The 21,479-nt window shown below is 47.9% G+C and carries 36 protein-coding genes; 1 reads left to right on the forward strand and 35 read right to left on the reverse strand.

Going from position 1 to position 21,479, the window contains the following annotated elements:
* Position 1: 1 nt before the first annotated feature.
* The 31 genes from HYW15_00100 to rplD all read right to left on the reverse strand — a co-directional run bounded on the left by HYW15_00100 (position 2) and on the right by rplD (position 18,143).
* Positions 2 to 583, reverse strand: a complete 582-nt coding sequence (locus HYW15_00100; protein ID QQG42619.1) for an alpha/beta hydrolase — start codon at positions 581 to 583, stop codon at positions 2 to 4.
* Positions 576 to 1,562: a hypothetical protein gene (locus HYW15_00105; GenBank protein ID QQG42620.1), complete on the reverse strand. Its 987-nt coding sequence runs from the start codon at positions 1,560 to 1,562 to the stop codon at positions 576 to 578. The genes HYW15_00100 and HYW15_00105 overlap by 8 nt, the downstream gene beginning before the upstream one ends.
* Positions 1,517 to 2,332, reverse strand: coding sequence for a hypothetical protein (locus HYW15_00110; protein QQG42621.1), 816 nt, complete (start codon positions 2,330 to 2,332; stop codon positions 1,517 to 1,519). Before HYW15_00110 ends, HYW15_00105 begins: the two co-directional genes overlap by 46 nt.
* Positions 2,333 to 2,348: 16 nt before the next feature.
* Entirely contained in the window at positions 2,349 to 3,278 is a 930-nt protein-coding gene (locus HYW15_00115) for a phosphoglycerate kinase (protein QQG42622.1), read from the reverse strand.
* Complete coding sequence (locus HYW15_00120; GenBank protein QQG42623.1) at positions 3,275 to 4,048, reverse strand: triose-phosphate isomerase; 774 nt, start codon at positions 4,046 to 4,048, stop codon at positions 3,275 to 3,277. The genes HYW15_00115 and HYW15_00120 overlap by 4 nt, the downstream gene beginning before the upstream one ends.
* The gene (locus tag HYW15_00125) at positions 4,045 to 5,040 is read right to left on the reverse strand and encodes an HIT domain-containing protein (GenBank protein ID QQG42624.1); all 996 of its coding nucleotides are present in this window, start codon (positions 5,038 to 5,040) and stop codon (positions 4,045 to 4,047) included. Before HYW15_00125 ends, HYW15_00120 begins: the two co-directional genes overlap by 4 nt.
* Positions 5,037 to 5,780, reverse strand: a complete 744-nt coding sequence (locus tag HYW15_00130; protein ID QQG42625.1) for a glycosyltransferase family 2 protein — start codon at positions 5,778 to 5,780, stop codon at positions 5,037 to 5,039. The genes HYW15_00125 and HYW15_00130 overlap by 4 nt, the downstream gene beginning before the upstream one ends.
* Positions 5,781 to 5,864: 84 nt before the next feature.
* Positions 5,865 to 6,536 carry a hypothetical protein gene (locus HYW15_00135; GenBank protein ID QQG42626.1) on the reverse strand — a complete coding sequence of 224 codons (672 nt, stop codon included), beginning with the start codon at positions 6,534 to 6,536 and terminating at the stop codon, positions 5,865 to 5,867.
* Positions 6,537 to 6,695: 159 nt separating this feature from the next.
* Complete coding sequence (gene map / locus HYW15_00140) at positions 6,696 to 7,472, reverse strand: type I methionyl aminopeptidase (GenBank protein QQG42627.1); 777 nt, start codon at positions 7,470 to 7,472, stop codon at positions 6,696 to 6,698.
* A complete protein-coding gene (locus tag HYW15_00145) occupies positions 7,469 to 8,071 on the reverse strand; it encodes a nucleoside monophosphate kinase (protein ID QQG42628.1) in 603 nt (200 codons plus the stop codon). The genes map and HYW15_00145 overlap by 4 nt, the downstream gene beginning before the upstream one ends.
* Positions 8,064 to 9,329 (reverse strand): preprotein translocase subunit SecY, encoded by a 1,266-nt coding sequence (secY, locus tag HYW15_00150; GenBank protein ID QQG42629.1) that lies wholly within the window; start codon positions 9,327 to 9,329, stop codon positions 8,064 to 8,066. The genes HYW15_00145 and secY overlap by 8 nt, the downstream gene beginning before the upstream one ends.
* The gene (locus HYW15_00155; GenBank protein QQG42630.1) at positions 9,319 to 9,750 is read right to left on the reverse strand and encodes an uL15 family ribosomal protein; all 432 of its coding nucleotides are present in this window, start codon (positions 9,748 to 9,750) and stop codon (positions 9,319 to 9,321) included. Before HYW15_00155 ends, secY begins: the two co-directional genes overlap by 11 nt.
* Positions 9,737 to 10,219, reverse strand: coding sequence for a 30S ribosomal protein S5 (rpsE, locus tag HYW15_00160; protein ID QQG42631.1), 483 nt, complete (start codon positions 10,217 to 10,219; stop codon positions 9,737 to 9,739). The genes HYW15_00155 and rpsE overlap by 14 nt, the downstream gene beginning before the upstream one ends.
* Positions 10,220 to 10,223: 4 nt before the next feature.
* Positions 10,224 to 10,577, reverse strand: a complete 354-nt coding sequence (locus tag HYW15_00165; GenBank protein ID QQG42632.1) for a 50S ribosomal protein L18 — start codon at positions 10,575 to 10,577, stop codon at positions 10,224 to 10,226.
* Positions 10,578 to 10,621: 44 nt separating this feature from the next.
* Positions 10,622 to 11,167: a 50S ribosomal protein L6 gene (rplF, locus tag HYW15_00170; protein ID QQG42964.1), complete on the reverse strand. Its 546-nt coding sequence runs from the start codon at positions 11,165 to 11,167 to the stop codon at positions 10,622 to 10,624.
* A 4-nt stretch (positions 11,168 to 11,171) separates the two neighbouring features.
* The gene (gene rpsH / locus HYW15_00175; GenBank protein QQG42633.1) at positions 11,172 to 11,564 is read right to left on the reverse strand and encodes a 30S ribosomal protein S8; all 393 of its coding nucleotides are present in this window, start codon (positions 11,562 to 11,564) and stop codon (positions 11,172 to 11,174) included.
* Positions 11,565 to 11,602: 38 nt separating this feature from the next.
* Complete coding sequence (locus tag HYW15_00180) at positions 11,603 to 11,935, reverse strand: tRNA-binding protein (GenBank protein ID QQG42634.1); 333 nt, start codon at positions 11,933 to 11,935, stop codon at positions 11,603 to 11,605.
* A gap of 8 nt (positions 11,936 to 11,943) precedes the next feature.
* Positions 11,944 to 12,342 carry a GxxExxY protein gene (locus HYW15_00185; GenBank protein ID QQG42635.1) on the reverse strand — a complete coding sequence of 133 codons (399 nt, stop codon included), beginning with the start codon at positions 12,340 to 12,342 and terminating at the stop codon, positions 11,944 to 11,946.
* Positions 12,343 to 12,379: 37 nt separating this feature from the next.
* Entirely contained in the window at positions 12,380 to 12,565 is a 186-nt protein-coding gene (locus tag HYW15_00190; GenBank protein ID QQG42636.1) for a type Z 30S ribosomal protein S14, read from the reverse strand.
* Positions 12,558 to 13,103: a 50S ribosomal protein L5 gene (gene rplE / locus HYW15_00195; GenBank protein QQG42637.1), complete on the reverse strand. Its 546-nt coding sequence runs from the start codon at positions 13,101 to 13,103 to the stop codon at positions 12,558 to 12,560. The genes HYW15_00190 and rplE overlap by 8 nt, the downstream gene beginning before the upstream one ends.
* Positions 13,104 to 13,105: 2 nt before the next feature.
* Entirely contained in the window at positions 13,106 to 13,414 is a 309-nt protein-coding gene (locus HYW15_00200) for a 50S ribosomal protein L24 (protein ID QQG42638.1), read from the reverse strand.
* A 4-nt stretch (positions 13,415 to 13,418) separates the two neighbouring features.
* Complete coding sequence (gene rplN / locus HYW15_00205; GenBank protein QQG42639.1) at positions 13,419 to 13,784, reverse strand: 50S ribosomal protein L14; 366 nt, start codon at positions 13,782 to 13,784, stop codon at positions 13,419 to 13,421.
* Positions 13,781 to 14,008: a 30S ribosomal protein S17 gene (rpsQ, locus tag HYW15_00210; protein QQG42640.1), complete on the reverse strand. Its 228-nt coding sequence runs from the start codon at positions 14,006 to 14,008 to the stop codon at positions 13,781 to 13,783. Before rpsQ ends, rplN begins: the two co-directional genes overlap by 4 nt.
* 4 nt (positions 14,009 to 14,012) lie before the next feature.
* On the reverse strand, positions 14,013 to 14,207 hold the full coding sequence (gene rpmC, locus HYW15_00215) for a 50S ribosomal protein L29 (protein QQG42641.1): 195 nt from the start codon (positions 14,205 to 14,207) through the stop codon (positions 14,013 to 14,015).
* A complete protein-coding gene (rplP, locus tag HYW15_00220) occupies positions 14,207 to 14,617 on the reverse strand; it encodes a 50S ribosomal protein L16 (GenBank protein QQG42642.1) in 411 nt (136 codons plus the stop codon). Before rplP ends, rpmC begins: the two co-directional genes overlap by 1 nt.
* A 9-nt stretch (positions 14,618 to 14,626) precedes the next feature.
* Positions 14,627 to 15,328: a 30S ribosomal protein S3 gene (gene rpsC, locus HYW15_00225; GenBank protein QQG42643.1), complete on the reverse strand. Its 702-nt coding sequence runs from the start codon at positions 15,326 to 15,328 to the stop codon at positions 14,627 to 14,629.
* Positions 15,325 to 15,657, reverse strand: a complete 333-nt coding sequence (gene rplV, locus HYW15_00230; GenBank protein QQG42644.1) for a 50S ribosomal protein L22 — start codon at positions 15,655 to 15,657, stop codon at positions 15,325 to 15,327. Before rplV ends, rpsC begins: the two co-directional genes overlap by 4 nt.
* A 22-nt stretch (positions 15,658 to 15,679) precedes the next feature.
* Complete coding sequence (rpsS, locus tag HYW15_00235) at positions 15,680 to 16,051, reverse strand: 30S ribosomal protein S19 (GenBank protein QQG42645.1); 372 nt, start codon at positions 16,049 to 16,051, stop codon at positions 15,680 to 15,682.
* Between the two features lies 1 nt (position 16,052).
* Complete coding sequence (gene rplB, locus HYW15_00240) at positions 16,053 to 16,892, reverse strand: 50S ribosomal protein L2 (GenBank protein ID QQG42646.1); 840 nt, start codon at positions 16,890 to 16,892, stop codon at positions 16,053 to 16,055.
* A gap of 4 nt (positions 16,893 to 16,896) precedes the next feature.
* Positions 16,897 to 17,361 (reverse strand): 50S ribosomal protein L23, encoded by a 465-nt coding sequence (locus HYW15_00245; GenBank protein QQG42647.1) that lies wholly within the window; start codon positions 17,359 to 17,361, stop codon positions 16,897 to 16,899.
* Between the two features lie 128 nt (positions 17,362 to 17,489).
* Positions 17,490 to 18,143: a 50S ribosomal protein L4 gene (gene rplD, locus HYW15_00250; GenBank protein ID QQG42648.1), complete on the reverse strand. Its 654-nt coding sequence runs from the start codon at positions 18,141 to 18,143 to the stop codon at positions 17,490 to 17,492.
* Between the two features lie 107 nt (positions 18,144 to 18,250).
* Between rplD and HYW15_00255 the strand changes: the two genes are divergently transcribed.
* On the forward strand, positions 18,251 to 18,640 hold the full coding sequence (locus HYW15_00255) for a hypothetical protein (GenBank protein QQG42649.1): 390 nt from the start codon (positions 18,251 to 18,253) through the stop codon (positions 18,638 to 18,640).
* Between the two features lie 37 nt (positions 18,641 to 18,677).
* On the opposite strand, the gene rplC is transcribed toward HYW15_00255, so the two are convergent.
* The 4 genes from rplC to HYW15_00275 form a co-directional block, all read right to left on the reverse strand.
* Positions 18,678 to 19,217, reverse strand: coding sequence for a 50S ribosomal protein L3 (gene rplC / locus HYW15_00260; GenBank protein ID QQG42650.1), 540 nt, complete (start codon positions 19,215 to 19,217; stop codon positions 18,678 to 18,680).
* Positions 19,218 to 19,220: 3 nt separating this feature from the next.
* Entirely contained in the window at positions 19,221 to 19,577 is a 357-nt protein-coding gene (rpsJ, locus tag HYW15_00265) for a 30S ribosomal protein S10 (GenBank protein QQG42651.1), read from the reverse strand.
* A gap of 5 nt (positions 19,578 to 19,582) precedes the next feature.
* On the reverse strand, positions 19,583 to 20,776 hold the full coding sequence (tuf, locus tag HYW15_00270) for an elongation factor Tu (protein ID QQG42652.1): 1,194 nt from the start codon (positions 20,774 to 20,776) through the stop codon (positions 19,583 to 19,585).
* An 86-nt stretch (positions 20,777 to 20,862) separates the two neighbouring features.
* Positions 20,863 to 21,207, reverse strand: coding sequence for a hypothetical protein (locus HYW15_00275; GenBank protein ID QQG42653.1), 345 nt, complete (start codon positions 21,205 to 21,207; stop codon positions 20,863 to 20,865).
* Between the last annotated feature and the right edge of the window lie 272 nt (positions 21,208 to 21,479).

The following is a 21,479-nucleotide window of genomic DNA, read 5'->3' on the forward strand; positions in this document are numbered from 1 at the left end:
TTTATTTTGCCATTTTCATTAATTCCGATAAAACAACGGGTAATTTTTTTACGCCGTCGCTTCCAGAAAAATGGCCTTTTTTATGCTCTAGTATAATCTTCGCACCAAGTTTTCGTTTAAATATTTTTGAATTTTGGACAAAAGGCACATAAAGGTCATTGTCTGAAAATACTGCAACAAATTTTTTAGCTGATTTTTTAACTTTGGCAAAATTTATTTTGGTTTCAAGCCACGGCTTAGCAATTTTTATCTCCCCGGGCTCAAGATTTGTTAAACTCGTCCATCCCGCCACAAAAATAGCTCCACCGATTTTCTTATTCTTTGGCAACTTTTCCAAATATCTCATAATCGCCTGCGTGCCGACGCTATGCCCGACAAAATAAGTATTTCCATCTGCTTTTTTAGCTAGCTTACGCAATTTAGAAACCCAAGTGTTTATTTTTGGCTTGCCGGTTTCCGGCATTTTTGGAATAAAAACTTTAAACCCTCTTTTTTCAAGTTCTTTTTTAAGCCAAGGAAACCATCCTTCTTTCGGATAGCCCCACCACCCGTGAATTATATAAACTATTTTTTGATTAAGCATGTTTATTCAAATAATCGGTGATATTTGAAACTTCACGCAATGCTTCCTTTTTTGTTCTAAAAGGAGCAGATCCAACGACAGCATGTCCTCCGCCGCCATATCGTTTTTCTAAAAATCGCCCTATGTGCGCTGGGTTTTTAGAACGGTTCCAAGGATTTGAGCCAACACTCAAAACAAAATTTTTTCCGTGTTTTACAAGCCGAATAGAGTAATTAGATTTTGGGTAGAAAAAATAAGGCATCCAGCGAGTGCCAACTAGCTCTTTACCCATAGAATTCAAAAACACCATGTTGCCGCGGAGGATAAGCATATTTTTTACTTTTCGCAACGATTCGTCAAATCTTTTTTTATATTTTAAAAATCCGTTCCTAATCCAAGTTGTTTTTGCGGCTGAATACAACGGCATTTCGCTTAAAAGACGGATAAGATTTTTCTGACGCGAGACAGGCATTTTAGCAACGCTGTCCAAATAGAAACCAATTTGCATTGCCGGCGGGTTTAAATTAAGCGCTTCTTTTACCGACCCAAATTGAGCTCTGTCCGTGATATCAACCCAACTGGCGAGGTCGCGCAGATATTTCGGCACTTTGATTTTTAAAGTTTTTGTAAAATGCCTGTAAATTAGTCCGGCACACGACGGACTTTTGACATTGAGCTTATGCTTTAAATCCGGCTGAAAATTTTTTTCCCATTTTTTATCAATAAAAGTCGTTGGGTGATGGTCAAACCAAATTTTCGCCTTGGGATGGTAAAGTATATCAACAATCGCGCTTGGATTTTTCATTTTTAATTTTCTCCACCATTTTTTGTCGACCGGATGCGTCAACGGAATAAATTTTCCGTAACCATCTCCCCGCAATCTTAGAAAATACAAAAGTATCGCAGCCGACGCCGCCCCGTCAAAACACCCCCCGTGAAAATAAATATCGTATTTCATCTCAAATACCCAACCTGCCGGAGCCAGTAATCGTTTTCCCATTCCCAGAGAGTTTTGGCGGCCAAAAATGCTTTTATGTCTTTAAAATAATACGGAAACTCGCGTATTTCAACAATGCCTTCAGCTGGACCCCAATAATGGTCCTCGTGCGAAGAGCCGCAGTGGCCGTTGCTATTACCATTGGAGTCATTGGCTCGCGCTGTCCGCACTTTGTTTCTTCCGCCTTTTTCGCGAAGCGACGCACCGCACCGCAGGCATTTTTTTTGCTGGTCTACCCGCAAAATCCACCGCGTTTCAATATCACGCGGCAAAGCAAGCGCGCGCTTCAAATCGTTTTCCTGAAGCGCTAGAACATAAGCCGCCGTCTGAAGGTTGTATTCCGGATAAAATCCGGTTGAGGTTTTAATATCCAAAACTCCGAATTTCCCGCCTATTGTAGCGAGCGCGTCAACCGTTCCCGCGTAGCGGTGCAAACCCGACCAGATTTGGCGCTCAACATATTCCGGATGGAAAAAAATCTGCCGTTCACCCTGAAATTTCTTGAAGGCGGACGCGGCCGGCTCCACTTCTTTAGGAATCTCAACGGGCTCGCCCACCGCCAATTTCTGAATCGTCTCATGCACCAGCGTCCCCTCTTCGGCAGATTTATTTTTCACCTCCTCTGCCGCCGCGTAGCTTTCCATTTCTTTGAAAAAAATATCCAGCGCCGGCTTCGCTTTTATTGAAAGTATGCGCGTCACTCGCGGATACCACGCGCCGTCTACTTCATGCCCGCAACTTGCTTTAAAATGTTCCGCGTCCCGGTACCACATATTAAGGTAGTATAGCTTATTTTTTGAGCGCTTCAATGCCCGGCAAGGTGCCTTTCGCCAAAAACTCCAGCATCGCCCCGCCGCCGGTTGAAATGAAGATGTTTTTTGGCAAGTTGCGAGGCAGACAATCCGCGGTATCGCCCCCTCCAATAATAATTTTAGCTTTGGATTTTTTTAGAGCGGCGACGAGTCTTTTGGTTCCGGCCGTAAACCCCTTTTCAAGAAAACCCATTGGGCCGTTCCAGACAACGAGTTTAGATTTATTAATAAGCGGCGTCCAGCTCTCAATGGTTTTCGGCCCAACATCGTAAATCCGACCTCCGCTTTCCACCACGTCGATAGGCAGAAAAATTTTCTCTGAAGAGATCATTTTTCGCTTTAAAAATTTATTTCCGATAATTCCGCCCAAGAGCACACAGTCTGTTTTAGCTAAAAGCGCTCGCAACAAAGGAAGTTTGGTTTCGATTTTTCCTCCGCCCAAAATAAGAGTGAGTGGGTGGGGCGGATTAAAAACTCGGGAAAGATTTTTTATCTCCTCCTTAAATAACAATCCGGAAAAGGAGGGCAGAAGCTTAGGCAAAAGCACAATGGAAGCGTGTTTGCGATGCGAATCAGAGAAGGCCTCGTTTACATAGACATCTCCGAGGCTGGCCAGATATTTTGCAAATTTTAAATCATTCTTTTTCTCCCCTGGAAATTTTCTTAAATTTTCAAAAAGCTTTATCTCGCCCATAGGCAAAAATTTTTTGAGATAAGGAAAAAGTTTTTTTGTGCTCGGGGTCTTGCCGTCATTCGTCTCCAAATGAGTAAGTAAAATTATTTTCGCTTTTTTCTTTAAAAGGTATTTTATTGTCGGGAGGGTTTTTAAAATTCGCGGCTCCCGCGGTTTCAACGGCAGCACGTTAAAATCAACTCTTAAAAGAACTTTTTTGCCGCGAAAATTCATTTTATTTTATCAACTGCTTTTACTAAACTAACAAATTTTTTGGCGTTCAAACTGGCCCCGCCGACCAAAAGCCCATCAACCGCGCCCTTGGCGACAAAATCCGCCGCGTTTTTTTCATCAACCGAACCGCCGTAGAGCACCGGTATTTTTGAAGCCGCGCGCTTTCCAAGCGCGCGGTAAAGCTCGCGCCGTATCAAAATCGCCATTTCATAAACGTTTTTCGGAGTATCGGCTTTCCCGCGTCCGCCGCCGCTTATCGCCCATACCGGTTCGTAGGCAATTATTAAATTTGCAAGCAAAGATTTTTTAATTTTGCGGATTCCGCCCAAAAGCTCCTCGCGGACGATTTTCGGGAAAACTTCGCCGGGTTTTCGCTCTTTTTCTCCAACGCATAAAACGGCTCGCATGCCGGATTCCAAAACGGCCTTTGTTTTTTTATTTACCGCCTCATCCGTTTCCCCCATAGCCCGCCGTTCCGAGTGCCCGATGACAACAATCCTTGCGCCGGACGCTTTAAGTTGTAAGGGAGAAATCTCGCCCGTAAACGCTCCTTCTCTTTCGTAAAACACGTCTTGAGCGCCGAGTTTGAATATATTGCGTACGGCGTACGGCGTATGGCGCAAGATTGGCAAAAACACAAACGGAGGAACCAAAACAATTTCTACTCCCCGGACGCTTTTAACTCCGCGCCCGACTTCGTTAGCAAGGTGCAACGCCTCGCGGGGAGTTTGCGGCGCCATCTTCCAGTTTGCGATAATTATTTTTTTCATTTTCTTAAAAGTTTGGCTGTCTCTTCAGGCGAGACCTTGACCACGTCTATCCCCGCGCCGAGCTCAAGCCCGCCCCAAATAGCGACTCTTGGCAAAATCTCCATATGCCAGTGGTAGTGCTCGGCATGCCGTTCTTTCGGCGGAGCGGTGTGGATGAAAAAATTATAATCAGGGTTTTTAATTTTTTTAAAAATCTTCTGAAAAATGAATTTCATCGCTTCCGACAAGTCCCGCCTCTGCGCTTCATCTATAACTTCAAAGCGAGACTCGTGGAATTTTGGAAAAATTCTCGCTTCGTAGATAACGCGGGAGGCATAGGGCGCCAGAACAATAAAACGTTTGTTTTGGTAAATGATGCGCTCCTTTTCTTTAAGCTCGCCCTTTAAAATGTCGCAGTGGACGCAGCGCCTGTGAGCGCGGAAGTATTTGCGCGAGCCCTCCAAGCTTCTTTTCACGTCCGGAGGGATTATCGGAATGGCAAAAATCTGGGAATGCGGATGAGGAACCGTTGCGCCGGCTCTGAAGCCATGGTTATGGATTATAAGAACGTAATCCACGCAGGGCTCGCTGGCCAGCGCCTGAAACCTGGACTGGTACGCTTCCAAAACCAAGTTTATCTCCTCCTGGCTCATAAGCGCGAAGTGTCTTTCGTGTGACCTCGTCACAATGACCTCTTGAAACCCGACGCCGATTTTTTTTTCGTGCATGCCGCGCCTTTCCAGCGGCGGGCAAATACCGGAACGCGCGACAACGGGATATTTATTCGGAAAAATCTGCACCCACCAATCCCTGAAATCTTTGCCTCCGGGCTTGGGCGCCCAAAACAAAACTTTTTCTTGCCTTGATTTTTTTGCGTCGTCAAAAGGGCATTTTGATTTGGGCAGCGGCCTTTCCTCCGGGCGCTTAAAAAAAACGGGTTTTTTCTGAATTCCGGTGGATATCAAAATCCATTCACCTGAAACCGCGTCTTTGCGAAATTCAATTTTGCTCATAGGAAGTACTTGCTTTTTCTTATGTTTCTGCTGATTTTAAAAACCTCCCAGAGCGTATGCAAGTAGCTGGAAAGGCGGACGGCCGTGCGCGGGTCATTTACCCAATTCGCGGGCACTATTCCTATTTTATAATTTAATTTTCTTGCAAGAGCCAGCGCCTCAACGTCAAAAGCCCAGCGGTTGACTTTGGCCAAAGAAAAAATCCGCTCGGCCGCGTAATCTCTAAACGCCTTAAAGCCGCACTGGGTATCCCAGATGCCCCGGACAGCCAAAAGTTGGATGTAAAGATTGCCTAAATTACCCAAGAGTTCTTTCCACAAGGGCTGGCGCACAACCAGTTTTGCTCCCTTGGCGTCCTTGGGGTCTCTAGAGCAAATCACAATATCGTATCCTCCGTCAAAAAGCGGGCGCATTTTGTCAAAATGGGAAATGTCCGTGGCGTTGTCCGCGTCGGCGAAAAGGCGAATTCGGCCGTTGGCGGCCAGCATCCCCTCGCGCACCGTATGCCCCTTGCCCATATTTTTTCCGCGGTCAATGAGCCGCAGGTTTTTAATCTCACCGGCCATCTTGTTTACAACCGCCGCCGTGCCGTCGCGCGAGCCGTCGTTTACAACCAAAATTTCGTAACTGTACGGCTGCGCGGCGAAATATTCATCAAACCTGCGCAATGTCTTCGGCAGACGTTCCGCCTCGTTATACGCAGGAATTATTACAGACAAGTAGATATCCGGTTTCGGCATAAGATTATTTTAACATAAAAAGAGAAAAGGGTCGGCTTTGCCGACCCCTTCGTTTCGAAAGGATAAAAGACAGAAGATACAAGATTAAGAAACTACCTCGCGGGGACGCAGAGAGTCGTGGGCGTGGGAAGGAGGGCACCCGTGAACGCCGAGCCCGCCGCCGTCCCAGCGGACACTCGGAATGCCGCCAACGTAATCGCGAGAGCCGGCGCAGTAAGTGGTGTTTTCGACATCGAGATGCTGGCCGGTTCCCAGATGATAAACGAGGCCGTGTAGAAGCCGCTCGGGAAGCGTCTCGGTAGCGAGTTTCATCTCGCGGACTTTATCAGCGGAGATGTTTTTCAACCTCTTGCTCGGCTCCTGGGTATCCTCAACCCATATAGCATAAGCGCCTTTTCGGGGGTCGCGTTCGTGTTCGGCCACTGCCTCGTCGAGATTCCCTCCGTATATTTTCCAACACGGGAAGTATTCACTGCTTTTGTCGAACAGGGGCTGGGATATCGCCGGCTCCGCGAGGACCAGCAGACAGTCAAATCCCTTCCGGCTCTCTGGTACAAACAGCCCGGAAACATCGAGGTTGTACTTAAAGAAGCCTCGGTAGAAAAACTCCCACCAGCGGAACCACCACTCCACCGAGACTTTCCTGTCTGCTTCGCTGAAAAGCCCGACAATCTTGCGAGCAAAGCCGGACTTTGCGTTCTGAACGAGGTCGGCCATTTGAGGAGAAAAACCAAACCTCCCCAAAGTAACCAGCATCTCATGCGGCTGACCACCAGAAAAATCCGATGGTCGATATATTCGGCTCGCGATTTTCATCGCACGCCTCCTTTCTTTTTTGTTAAATAACACGCCTTGCCTAGATCAAAGGCACTAGGTTCGCCCTATTTCAAACTATTCTAGCCCCATTATAGCAAATTAAGATATTGCTGTCAATATCTCCGCGCCATCTTTTGTTACCACAACCGTATGTTCAAAATGCGCCGCTCTTGAGCCGTCGCGGGTAAGCCACGTCCAGCCGTCGGCGGCGAGTTTAACTTTTGGGCTGCCGTCTGTTGCCATTGGTTCTAACGCAATCACCATTCCCTCTATTAACTCTGGCCCAGCGCCTCGTTTACCAAAATTCGGAATTTCTGGGTCTTCGTGCACAGCATGGCCTACGCCATGCCCAACAAGTTCGCGCACCACACTGAAACCCTGCCCGTCCGGCAAGCTGGCTTCTTTTTCTAAATACTTTTGAATCGCGTATCCGATATCGCCAACATGCGCCCCCACGCGGACCTCCGCGATGCCAATCTCCAAAGATTTTTTTGTTGCTTCAATTAATTTATTTGTCCCGCCGCCGACCAAAACCGTCAGCGCGGTATCTGTACATAGCCCTTCGTACCACATCCCTATATCCAATCCCACAATATCGCCGGCTTTCAAAACCCTGTCCGTCGGCAAGCCGTGCACCACTTCGTCGTTAATAGAAACGCAAAGCGAGCCCGGATAAGGCATGAGCGTGTCTTTTACTTTATACCCCTTAAATGACGGCTTGCCTCCGGCTTTTAAGATTAATTTCTCCGCAAGCGCGTCCAATTCTCTGGCAGAGACTCCGACAATTGCGCGGCGCGCGACTTCAGCCAAAACGGCGGCAAGTTTCTTGCCGCCTTCACGCAAAATTTCCAGCTCTTTTTGGTTTTTTATAATCATAAACCGACGGCTTTTACGATGTCTTCGTGAACTTTTTCTATACTCTGCTCGCCGTTGATTTCTACAAACTTGTGTTTTTTATCTTTTTTATAAAATTCAATGGCCGGAACAACGTCTCTTTCGTAATATGCCAAACGATGCCTAATGCTCTCCGGGCTGTCATCAGATCGCCCACGTTCCTCCATGCGCGCATTTGCCCACTCCTCGCTCACATTCAGCCAAATATGAAAAAGGTTGTTGCGTTCAAGAAAATCAAACATTTCATCCAACGCTTCCGCTTCCAGCGCCGCGCGCGGAGAGCCGTCTACAATAATGTGATTGTTTTCCGTAACCCCGTGAATAAATTCAGTTGTGCATGCCCAAATGGCCAAAGAATTTGGGGTTAATTCGCCGGACTTCAAACTTTTTTTATCCAATAACCTTGCCGTAAAAAACTCCGAGTGGCCGGCGAGTTCCCTCAAGCGAGCGCCAGTATAAACATACAGTATGTTTCCTGCTCCATCCCTCTTTTCCAATAATGTTTTCAAAAGTTCCGCTTGCGTGCCTTTGCCGCAGCCGGAGCGCCCGATGAAAACGATGTTGTAGCGTTTATCATTCATACGCGCGGAGAGAAAGCTGGCCCTGAACCTGTTTAGCGGTTTCCAATACGACCGAAACCACGATGAGCAAGGCCGTGCCGCCGATGGTAAGAGTGGTAATGCCCGTCAAACCCTGCAAAATCAAGGGCAACACCGCCACAGCGCCCAAAAACAAGGCGCCAACGAAAGTTATGCGGGTTACTATTTTTCCCAAAAAACCGGCGGTGGACGCCCCGGGCCTGATTCCGGGCACGAACGCCCCGCTTTGCTGCAAATTCTTGGAAACGGACTCCGGGTCAAACGTGACCGCGGTGTAAAAATAAGTGAAAAGGAAAACCAAAATAAAATAAGCCGACGCGTAAGTCCAGGAACTCCCTAAAAAATTGATTATGAAGGAAGCAATCGCCCGCAAAACCGCGTTTCCGGAAGACGCGAAAAAATTCGCCACCATCTGCGGCAGAAGCAAAATGGAAAGCGCGAAAATTATTGGGATTACCCCGGCTTGGTTCACTTTCAAGGGCAGATAGCTCGTTGTCCCGCCGTACATGCGCATGCCGCGGATGCGCTTGGCGTAATAAACCGGTATTGGCCTGTCGCCCTCCGATATGTAAACAACGGCCGCCACGGTTACGAGGCCGACTGCCGCAAAAGCGATGAGCGGCGGCAGCTGCGACGGGTCAAAAGCCGCGAATGTCTGGGCTAGGTCCGCAGGAAGGCGCGCCACAATGCCGGCGAAAATCAAAAGCGACACGCCGTTTCCGATGCCGTATTCTGAAATCAGCTCGCCTATCCACATAAGCAAAATGGACCCTGCGGCGACGATGATAACATTGGCGAATTTGTCGTAGAAACTAATAAACTGCAAAATCCCCTGCCGTTCCAAAATGGTCAAAAGCCCGAATCCCTGCACCAAAGCCAGGGGCACGGTGAGCAAGCGCGAATACTGGTTAAATTTCTGCCTCCCGGCCTCCCCTTCTTCCTGCTGCAACTCTTTTAACTGCGGAAAAATCATCGTCAAAAGCTGCATTATAATGGAAGCGGTGATATAAGGGCCCACGCCCAGCATCATTATGGAAAGATTCCCCAAAGCGCCTCCGGAGAAAAGATTTAAAAGCCCGAAGAATTGATTTGAATCAAAAAACTGACGCAGACGCAAAGCGTCAACCCCCGGAATCGGCACCGCGGAAATCAAACGGAAAGCGGCCAGAAAGCCAAAAAGATACAAGAACTTGTTTCGGAGCTCCGCTTCCTGCAAAATCAGTTTGACTTTAGCCCACATTGAATTTTTCTTTAACCGGGCGAGACATTAAAATATCTTTGTCAAAAATAAACTTTTTAATCAGTTTGCCCGCCTTGACTCGGCGAGGCAAGCCGCTTCCCAGAATTTTTACCGGCCTTTTGGATCTAATCAAACCGCGCTCGACAAGCAGTTCTTTGGTTATTTTCTCGCCGTCTTTAAACTTCGTTTCCAAATCTCTCAAGTTTACAACCGCAACTTTTTCGGCAAAGCCCCTTTTGAAGCGATAGCCGCGCCTTTTATGGATTTTCTTTATAATATCACGAATTTGCGGGCGGATTCTCCTCCCCGCGCGCGATTTTTGCCCCTTAATGCCCCGGCCCGAAAATGACCCGCGCTTCCCCCCGCGCCCTATTCTCCTGTGTTTTTTATTGCCTGATTTTAGTAAATTATGCGCCTGCATCTTTTTGTTTGTTTCTTTCTTTTAATAATTTCAATGCTTCCAAAGTGGCAAGCGCGTTGGTGAGCTTGTTTTTGGTGTGCGATAAAATTTTGGCGCTGGCGTTTTTTACCCCCGCCAAAGCCAAAACCGTCCGCGCCGCGCCTCCGGCGACCAGCCCCCGGCCGGCTTTTGCCGGCCTTAAGATAACCCGCGCGCTGCCGAACTTTGAATAAACTTCGTGCGGAATTGACTCATCCTTTGTGAGCGGGACGTGAATCAGGGATTTTCTGGCCTTCCTCACGGCTTTTTCAATCGCCTGCGAAGTGTCAGCCGCCTTGCCCAAACCGAACCCCACATCGCCTTTTTTATTTCCGATAACAACCGCTGCCCTGAAGGTGAAGCGGCGCCCGCCGGCGACAACTCTCGCAACCCTCCGGAGATCCGTCAGTTTTTGCTCGTATTCGCTTTTTTGTCTTGGTTCTCTGGCCATAAAATTAAAATTTTAATCCGCCTTCCCTTGCTCCCTCTGCAACTTTTTTGACGCGGCCGTGATATTTAAATCCGCCCCGATCAAACACCGCGCTTTTAATTTTTTTGCTCTTTGCCTTCTCCGCCAAAAGTTTCCCCGTTTCATATGCCTTGTCCGATTTACTCGCCTTTTTTTTAACGTTGATTTCTTTATCCGACGCGCTCAAAATTGTTCTTTGTTTTTCGTCATCAACAAGCTGGAGAAAAATATGCTTGTTTGAACGGAAAACCGAAAGCCGCGGGCGCTCGGCAGTCCCAAAAACCCGCGCCCTCACCCTTTTATGTCTTATCTCCCGTTTGTGTTCTTTTATTTTTGTCATTTGGATTTGTTTAGAAATTAGAAATTTGAAATTAGAAATTGCCGCTAGGCGGCCGCTACGGCCTTTTTGCCGGCCTTGCGCCTTATAATTTCACCCGCGTAATGGATGCCCTTCCCTTTGTACGGCTCCGGGCGCTTCTGCGCCCTGATATTCGCGGCCGCCTCGCCGACTTTTTCTTTATCGGCGCCGCTTACCACAATCATGTTCTTCTCAATTTTGAATGCCACACCTTCCGGCGCGGGAATTTTTACCGGATGCGTAAATCCCAAAGACAAAGAGAGGTCTTTGCCGTCCAATTGCGCTTTGTATCCTACGCCCTCTATCTCTAATTTTTTTTCATAGCCGTCTTTCACCCCCAAAATGGCGCTTTTAAAAATGGAGGCCGCCGTGCCCAGCACCGGATAAAATTCTTTGGGAGAATTTTCTTTCAAACTTATTTTAAATTCGCCGCCCGCGTCTTTTATGTCCACATAATCGGGAAAGCGCTTTTTAAGCTCTCCCTTTGGGCCATTAAACAGCCAGAAATCTCCGGCGCGGTTTACGGAAACGCCTTCCGGAATTTTTATTGATTTTTTGGCGAGCCGGGACATCGTTTTACCAAATTTCAAATAAAACTTCTCCGCCCAATTTCGCCCTTTTCGCTTCTTTATTGGTCATAAGCCCTTTGGGAGTGGAATAAACCGCAATGCCAAACCCTCCGCGCGGAGGATAAATTTCCCGGTGGCCGCGGTAAAACCGCCGCGACGGTTTGGATGCCCGGCGCGCTCCGGAAACTTTCGGCGCGCCGTCCTCTTCGTAAAGCAATTTCATTTCTATCAACTTGGCGTTTTTCTTGCCTCTTTGTTCAACCTGCCCGGCGTAACCGGCGCGTTCAAGCAGTTTGGCTATCTCAAATTTAATTTTGGAGTAACCGAAAGAAACGGCGCCCTTTCTAACCGCCTGCGCGTTTTTTATCCTTATCAACATGTCTGCGATTGGGTCTGTCATAATACTAATTACTAATTTTTTACGAATATACTAATAATTTAAAACATCTTTTTTCCCAACGGGACACTCTTTGTCGGAGACAGAAGCACAACATCTCCATTTTCATCAGGAAGACCGAGCGTCAATACTTCGGAGATAAACGGGCCGATTTGCTTCGGCGGGAAATTGACTACTGCAATCACTTGTTTCCCTAATAATTTTTCTTTCGTATAATGTTCGGTGATTTGTACAGATGATTTTTTAATACCGATTTCTTCTCCAAAATTAATATCCAGTTTATAAGCTGGCTTTCGCGCTTCAGGAAAGTCCTCCACTTTAACCACCTCGCCTACTCTAACATCAACTTTTTCAAAATCTGAATAATTTATCATCGTGGTAATTATTTAATATTAAGTATCCTCCTAAATTTAATGCCGCTTGGGGTAAATTGCGCAAGAATTCCTAATTTTAGACCTGTGGCTATTAGGTAGGCGTAAATTTGGTCAATATTGCTTTTAGCAACTCGTTCGCCTCGTTTCAACTCCAATACAACTTTATCATCCACAAGAAAATCTAGGAAATAATTTCCAATTTTCTCGTCTTTAAACTTTAAAGGAACAAGATATTGCTCTTTGTAATTCAATCCGGCCAATTTTAACGCGGCCGCGGTAGCTTTCTCATAATATTTTTCTTGGTATCCGTAACCTAGCTGATTATAAACATCAAACAAAATGCCAATTATTTTATAGCTTAGCTCTGGATATATTAAATCTGTTCTTATTTCTTTTTTCGTATTCATATTCGTATATTCGTATCAGATTCGTAATTCGTACTCGCTACCAGCTACTTTTTCTAATTCCGGGTATCATGCCTTCGTTGGCAAGTTCCCTGAAACAAATCCGGCAAAGGTCAAAGTCGCGCATATAACCGCGCTTGCGCCAGCATCTGAAACAGCGCCTGACCACCCTGCTTTTGAATTTCGGGGGCTTTAATGATCTTGCGTACGTGGAAGTTTTAGCCATTGCGTTGAAAAGGAAAACCCAATAATCTGAATAGCTCCGCGGCTTCATCGCGTTTTCTGGCGCTGGTTACAATCGTTACCTCCAATCCAAAAATATTTCTCACGTCTTCGCCAACCATTTCAGGAAACACTATATGCTCTTTGATTCCCACTGTCAAATTGCCCGACGCGTCCACGGATTTCAGCGGAATGCCGCGGAAATCCCGGGTGCGCGGGATGGCAAAGCCGACCAGTTTGTCCAAAAAGTCATACATCCTTTTTCCGCGCAAAGTGACTTTGTATCCCACAGTCATTCCCTGCCTTGTTTTAAAAGACGACACAGCGATTCTGGCAGGGCGCGGCGAGGGTTTTTGTCCCGTAATCAGCGCGAGATGTTTCTCCACGGCTTCAATTGCCTCTTTTTTGTCGCGCATTTTGCCGGTTCCGACGTTCACGACAACTTTTAAAACCCGCGGCACAGCCATGGGAGTTCGGAGGCCAAACTCTTTCATCATTTTCGGCACGGCCTCTTTTACATATTTTTCTTTGATTGATTGCATATTCAAATCTCGTTTTTACATTTTTTGCAAACTCGGGCTTTCCGCCCGTTTTCTAAAATCTGAAGTCCAGCGCGGACTCCACAGCCGCAGTTCGTGCAGAATAACATGGTGTTGGAAACATGAATAGGAGAGGGCAAAGTTACAACTTCACCTTTTTGCCCTTGCCTTCTCGGGCGCCGGTGTTTTTTGCGAAGCGCGACTCCTTCCACAACTATTTTTTCTGATTTCGGGAACGCGCGCAAAACCTTGCCCTGCTTGCCGCGGTCTTTTCCGGAAATTATTTTAACAATGTCTCCCTTTTTTATGCGCATAAGTTTAAACTATCTCTTCCGCCAAAGACGCTATTTTGTTAAATCCCTTTTCTTTAATCTCGCGTGGGATCGGGCCGAAAATACGGCCTCCTTTCGGTTCTTCTCCTTCCAAAATAACAATTGCGTTATCGTCAAAGCGGATGTATGAGCCGTCCGGGCGCCGAAAAGCGTTTTTCTGCCGGACCACCAAGGCCTTGTGCACCTCGCCTTTTTTAACCGCCTTTCTCGGCTCCGCCGCCTTTATTGCGACGACAATTTTGTCGCCTACGCCGGCGTAGCGCCGGCGGGTTCCTCCCAAAACCTTAATACACTGGGCGAGCTTCGCGCCGGAGTTATCCGCGATATTGAGCATTGTGCGGTGTTGGATCATAAAACTTTAACCAATTTCCACTTTTTATTTTTAGATATCGGCCGGCACGCTTCCAGCACGACTTTCGCGCCCTCCGGAACGTCCTCCGTAGTATGTGCCTTGTACCTTTTTGAAATCTTAATAAATTTTCCGTAAAGCCGGTGTTTTTTGATGCGCGAAACTTCCACAACTATTGTGCGGCGCATTTTGTTTGAAACAACTGTTCCTTTTACTGTTTGCGGCATGATTTTAATTTTTATTTTGTAACAACGTTAAAATTCTGGCTACATTTTTTCTGATTTCACGCGCCTCTTTGACGTTTTTCGGCTTTGATTCGTGCGCCCTCATTTTAAGCTCCAATAATTTCTCGCGTTCGCCGGATAAAAGCTCTTTAAGCTCCGCCTCCGCCTTGCCTTTTAAATCTTTTATTTTGAGCTTTGCCATTATCTTGAAACAAATTTGGTTCTAATCGGCAGTTTCGCTCCGGCCCTGCGAAGCGCCTCCTCGGCCGCTTCCTTTGTCACCCCGTCCATTTCAAAAAGAATTCTCCCCGGCAACACGGGGAAAACATACCCCTCAACGTCGCCTTTTCCTCCGCCCATCGTCACTTCCGGGGGTTTTTTCGTAACCGGTTTATCGGGGAAAATCCGAATCCAAATCTTTCCGCCGCGCTGGACAAAATTCGTCATCGCTTTTCTCGCCGCCTCCAGCTGTTTGGAATTCACCCAAGCGGCTTCCTCCGCCTTGAGGCCGAACGAGCCGAAAGCCAAAGACACGCCCCGCGTTTCTTTGAGGTTGCGGCGGGTGGCCATCCTCTGCCATTTTCTGAATTTTACTCTTTTTGGAAACAGCATATGTTTAATTTATTTGGCTTGTTTGGTCTTCTTATCAAAAATCTCACCTTTATAGATCCAGATTTTTATGCCCAAATCCCCGTAAGGAAGGTGCGCCCGGCCTCTGGCAAAATCAACATCGGCGCGTAGAGTCTGCAGGGGAACTTGCCCTTCTTTCAGCCATTCGTATCTCGCCATCTCGGCGCCATCCAGCCGCCCGGACAGAGAAATTTTTGCGCCTTTCACTTCCTTGGAGGCGGTTATTTTCGCCATTGTCTGCTTGAGCACCCTCCGGAACGGCAAGCGGCGCTCCAGATCCTGGGCGATTGATTCAACCATAACTTTGGCGTGCTGCTCGGGTGACTTGATTTCTTCAACGGTGATTTTAAGCCCGCTCTTTTGATTTTTGTCTTTTGATTTCGGCGCCGATTTTTGCTTTCTCAATTTATTCAAAAACGCTTCCGTGTCTCTTTTTAATTTTTCAATTCCTTCGCCTCCCCTGCCTATAAGCAGGCCCGGGCGCGCTGTTTTTATAATCAAGTTGATGCTTGCCGGAGAACGCTCTATTTCAACGGAATCAACAAAAGCGCCTTTTAATTTTTTATCCAAAAAATTGCGGAGCATGACGTCTTCCTTCAAAGCGCCGGCGAATCCGCGCGCGGAAAACCAGCGCGACCTCCAAGGCCTCAATATCCCCAATCTCATTGCGTATGGATGCGACGTGTGGCTCATTTGTTTTTTAAAATAATGGTAACATGGCTTTCGCGCTTTCTGATGGGAGCGGCGGAGCCCCTCGCGCGCGGCATAAACCGCTTAAGCGTCGGCCCTTTGTCCACGGTAATGGTTTTTACAACCAAATTTTCTTTCTCAATGTTGAAATTATGCTTGGCGTTGGCGATGGCCGACTTTAAAAGTTTTTTTAATGGCAGCGCCGCGCGCTTCGGCAAAAATTCCAAAACCGCTTCCGCTTCTCCGGCCGATTTTCCTTTGACGGCGCCGGCCGCGAGCCGCACTTTGCGCGGCGCCATCCTCAAATATCTCAAATGCGCTTTTATCTCCATAACAATACTAAATTGGTAATCATTATTTTTTGGCCGGCGCCGTCGCGGCCGGAGATGACGCAGAAGCCGCTTTAGCTTTCTCTGCTTCTTTGGCTTGTAATTCCAACTCTTTTTGCATTTTGCCTCCGTGCTTTACAAACTTGCGCGTGGGCGAAAATTCTCCGAGGCGGTGTCCGACCATCTCTTCAGTAACGCCCACCGGTATAAAATCTTTGCCGTTATGCACGCCGAAAATAAACCCGACCATCTCGGGCGTAATCTGCGACCTTCGCGACCATGTTTTTATAACGTCTTTTCCGCCTGCCTTGCCGGCAGGCAGGCCCGCGCGAAACTTGCCCAATTTCTTGAGCAATTTCGGGTCCGTATACGGGCCTTTTTTTAAACTCCGCGCCATACTAGTTTTTAGTTCGCCTGCTGATAATAAATCTTGAAGAAAATTTATTCGGGTTTCTGGTTTTCACGCCCCTTGTTCCCTTGCCCCATTTGTTTTTCGGACGGCGTGTCCCCCTAAGCGTCCTGCCTTCGCCTCCGCCGTAAGGATGGTCAACCGGGTTCATCGCCGAGCCGCGCACAGTGGGCCGCACGCCCATGCGCCGCGACCTCCCGGCCTTACCGATGACGACAAGGTTGTGCTCCTCATTGGAGACCTGCCCGATGGAAGCCCAGGCATCGTCTTTTATTTTTCTGACCTCCCCGGAAGGAAGCTTCAGCGTCGCGTATCCGCCGTCGTGCGCGACAACTTCCGCAAAAGAGCCGGCAGACCTTACCAAAGCCGCCTTGCTCTCGGCGGAAAGCGAAATATTATAAACAAAAGTGCCAGGCGGAAGCTCCCCCAAAGGCAAGCGATTGCCCGGCAAAATCGGGGCTTTTGCGGACGCCAAAATTTCCCGCCCCGGGCGGACGTCTTTGGGCAAAACCATGTATCTTTTCTCTCCGTCTTTGTATGTCACCAAGCCGATGAAGGCGGTGCGGTTGGGGTCATACTCAACCGATTCAACCCGGCCCGGGACATCTTTTTTATCAAATCTAAAATCAACGATTCGCAAAAGCCGTTTTGCTCCGCCGCCTTTGTGGCGTGTCGTGATGCGGCCGAAGCTGTTCCTGCCGACATCGCGCTTTCTGCCGAATACCAGAGATTTTTCCGGCGCGGAGCGCGGGCGCGTTAAAAGCTCCCGGTAGTTTATTCCGGTCATCTGCCTTCTCCCCGGGCTCCTTGGCGCAAAGGTCTTTATCATAAAATTAAAATTCAGTTATCTTGTCACCTGCCTTTAATACCACTACGGCTTTTTTAAATCCCGATTTTACGCCGAGAATCTGGCCGCGCCTCCGGTTTTTATCTCTCGGGGCGATAATATTTATAAATTCAACGCCGACGCCGTAACGGCTTTCAATCGCCCGTTTTAACGAATTTTTGTCCGCGTTGTCCGCAACTTTAAATACATACCTGTCATCGCCGAGCATCGTCGCTTTCTCAGAAATATGAGGCGCGATAAGTAATTTCCAAGCGATTCCGCTTTTATTTTTGACAACGCCTCGCGGGAAAACACTCGGTGTTTTTGAGGATTCAACACCGAGTGTTGAGGAGCGAGGCGGCGTTGCGGAAGGCGCGCGCCCACGCCTAGAAATTTCATCCGCAGGGCGCGGAGCTTTTTTCGCCTCTTTCCTCCTCCACCCCCCGAAAATTTGCGCTAAATTAAACGGCATACCAGGTAGTAGAAAAATCGATTAGTGATAATGCTTTTGTAAATATAACCTCAAATTTCGGCCCAATATAAAACTGCCGGATAGCCGCTGGATTTCGTAATATCACCAAAAAGCAATCGATTTTTTCACTACCTGGCATAAGTTTTTTCTAATTCTTTAATGCTGGATTTATCCAAAATCAAATATTTGTTATGCAAAAGCTCCATAATGTTCAAATTCCTCGGCTCAATATAAGAAACATACGGCAGATTTTTCGCGGCGCGTTTTGGCGTCTCGGATTTCGGCAGAGCCAAAAGCGCACGCCCGCCCCGCTCGCCGATTTTGTAAATCTCCGCCCCGCTTCGTAAATTTTTAAAAACACTGAACGCCTCTTTGGTTTTGGGCCGCGAGAGCTTAAACTCGTCCAAAATCACAACCTCTTTCTCTTTTAATTTTCTTGAAAGCAGAGAAAGCAGCGCCCCTCGCCTCATTTTTTTGTTCATCTTCACTTCGTAGCTCCTTTCTTTCCGCGGCCCGTGGGCGACTCCTCCTCCGACCCACAAAGGAGAGCGTATTGAGCCGTGACGCGCCCGCCCTGTTCCTTTTTGCCGCCATGGCTTTCTTCCTCCGCCCCGGACCTCACCTCTTGTTTTTGTATGCGCCCAAGGCCGCCTGCGGTTAGCCATCTCGCCGTCAAAAACCTGTTTTACCAGCGCCGGCTTCCAAGCCGCGCCGAAAATCCCCTCCGGCAATTCCGCGGTTCCAGCTTTCTGGCCTTTTACGTTGTAAATTTCCGTTTTCATATTTATAAATAAAAGCTTAAGCTTTTATCCCGACGTACGTCGGGATCGTTGCTAAAGCAACGAAAAACGAGGGGGCAGAACCCCCTCGGCTAAAAACCCGGGATTTCATGCCTTTTTATCCTCCTAAACCGTATTTTGGTTCTCTTCCCACAAGTGATTTAGATGATAGCATATTGACTTTCCAGATGCAACAGGATAACTTAACATCAGAGGAGGGGAAAAATATGGCTAAAATCAGCCGTGAAAAGGTTTTTGGAGTGATAGATCAAGAACTTAGCGAGCGACGGAAATGCTGTTTAACGCCGCAGGCATCGGTCGGGGATTATCTTAAACTCATAGAAATTACTTGCGAAACCGCACAAGGATTTGGCCCGGATATGCTACTGCACGAAATAAGAATTGTGGCTGCAATAGCGGTGGAGTGCATGCAGAACTACGGGGCGCCCAAAGTGTCAGATAAGCCTCGATTAAAGATGCGGCCCCGTGCCCAATTTTAAAGTAAAAATTTTGCCGCCTAGCCCAGGCGGCGCTTTTTTATCCTCTCACTTCCACCAAACTTCCGCGATGCCCCGGAATTGCGCCGGAGACGGCGAGCAGATTTTTTTCGGGGATTATTTTTATTACTTTAAGATTCTGTACCGTGACGCGCTCTCCGCCCATTCGCCCGGGCATGCGCTTGCCTTTTAAGACCCTCTGCGGCCAAGTGGCGCCGATTGAGCCCGGCTCGCGCTCGGAATGCTTCTGGCCGTGTGTCCTCGGACCGCCATGAAACCCGTGTCTTTTTACAACGCCTTGAAAGCCCTTCCCTTTGGAAGTTCCAGAAATATTTACGGCATCGCCCTCTTTGAAAACCGAAATGTCAATTTTATCGCCGACATTAACGGGGGAATCGGCGCGAAATTCTTTTTTCTTTTTGCCGAATCCAACCTGCATAGCAACATACCCGTCTTTCTCTTTGGATTTTTTTTGCGTAACAAAAACCGGCCCGGCTTCCAGCCATGTGACCGGGCGCACACTGCCATTGTCGTCAAAAACCTGCGACATTTCAATTTTTCTCGCCAAAATAAATTTCATAGATTACATTTTAACTTCAATGTCCACTCCCGCCGGAAGATTAAGATTCGTCATCGCCTCTATCACTTTCGGCGTGGGGTTCAAGACGTCAATCAGGCGCCTGTGCACCCGCATCTCAAATTGCTCTCTAGCGTTTTTGTGCACAAAAGTGGAGCGGTTGACGGTGTATTTTCTGATTTCGGTAGGCAAAGGCACGGGGCCCATTATTTCCGACCCGTATCTTATGGCTGTGTCTACAATCTGCTTTACGGACGAATCCAAAATTTTGTGGTCGTAGGCGCGGACGCGGATGCGAAGCTTCTGCTTTTCTTCCGGTTCCGCGGCCTCTTTCGTTTTAATTTTAACAGCCGCCTTTGCCATCCGATTTATTTTATAATCTTGGTGACGACTCCCGCGCCCACCGTCTTGCCGCCTTCGCGGATGGCGAACCTTTGTTTTTCCTCAAGCGCCACCGGAGCGATAAGTTTGACCGTAAATTTTATTGTGTCTCCGGGCATAACCATCTCCGTCCCCGCTGGCAGCGCGACGTCTCCGGTCACATCGGTCGTGCGGATATAGAACTGCGGCTTGTAGCCGGTGAAGAACGGTGTGTGCCGCCCGCCCTCCTCTTTGGTGAGCACGTAAACTTCGGATTCAAAATCCGTGTGCGGGGTAATTGACCCTGGCTTGGCGATAACCTGCCCTCTTTCCACATCTTCTTTTTTGACTCCGCGCAAAAGCACTCCGGCGTTGTCCCCGGCAATCGCTTCGTCCAGTTGCTTATTGAACATCTCAATTCCGGTAATCACGGTCTTTTGCGTGTCTTTGAGCCCGACGATTTCAATTTCATCGTTCAATTTGGCCTTGCCCCGCTCCGCTCTGCCCGTCACGACCGTGCCCCTTCCTTCAATGGAGAAAACATCTTCAATCGGCATTAAAAATGGGCGGTCAATATCGCGAACCGGTTCTGGTATGTATTCGTCAAGCTGTTTCGCCAATTCCAAAATCGGCTTGGCCCACTCGTCTTCCGCGGATTTCGCTTCCAACGCTTTCAAAGCCGACCCGCGGATAATCGGGGTTTTGTCCCCGGGATACTCGTATTTTGTAAGAAGTTCCCTGATTTCCGTTTCAACCAAATCAACAAGTTCTTTATCGTCAACAGCGTCCACCTTGTTTAAAAATACGATAATCGCCGGCACTCCGACCTGGCGCGCCAAAAGAATGTGCTCCCTTGTCTGCGGCATCGGGCCGTCGGAAGCGGAAACCACCAAAACGGCTCCGTCCATCTGCGCGGCTCCGGTAATCATGTTTTTGATGTAGTCGGCGTGCCCCGGCGCGTCAATGTGCGCGTAGTGGCGCTTGTCCGTTTCGTACTCCGAGTGGTGAAGCGCGATTGTAATGCCCCTTTGCCTTTCCTCCGGAGCGTTGTCAATATCTTCAACCTTTTCCACCCTCGCCTTTTTGCCGGCCAAATTCAAAACGTGCAAAAGGGCGGCGGTCAGCGTGGTCTTGCCGTGGTCAACATGGCCGATTGTGCCGACGTTTAAGTGCGGCTTTGTCCTCTCAAATTTCTCTGCCATAGATTTACATAAAAATTAACTTGATAATCTTACAAAGTATATCTTATAGAATAAAAAAGGCGGCGTCAAGCGCCGCTCTCTGCCGCTCACTTTGGATGGTTTTTCACAATCCCCACCAGCCGGTTCTGCTGGTCAAAGATGGCGAACAGGTCCTTGCTCTCCAAAAGCCGCCTCTGCTGCTCCGGCGGCAGTTCAAAGAACTTAAAAGCGGTGGTGCTACCCAATTCGTCCTCGCCCCAATTTATCTGCATGTTTTCGGGGCGGAAGCACACGAAGCCGCTCGGATTTTTTACATTCACGGAGCAAACCGGAACCCTTTTGGTGCGATCAATACTAATCTTGATTTTTGTCCCATCAGGGAGTTCTAACATTGCGCGCCTTTGTCCATCGGAAACCCTAAGTCTTTCGACTTCTATATTTTTTTCTGCCATTATACAGTTCCCCTTTCTCCATAAATTGCTCTAAAGCCATCCTAGCATTAAACCGGCAGCTCGTCAAGTTTTAATTTAGTACTAAACTATACACTCAAAGCCGATCGGTTGAAAGTGTTTAGTCTAACAAAAAGCGACATTAAAGGCGCTGCAAACCAACTTCCAGCGATCGCTGAAAGTTGGTACAGACAATAATGGTTAAGTCCTACACCGGCAAATCGTCAAGTTCGGGCTCCGAATCCAAATCTTCGGCGAGCAATTCGTCGGACAAT

Source organism: Candidatus Giovannonibacteria bacterium, assembly GCA_016432405.1.
GTDB lineage: Bacteria > Patescibacteriota > Minisyncoccia > UBA11713 > 2-01-FULL-45-33 > MFHE01.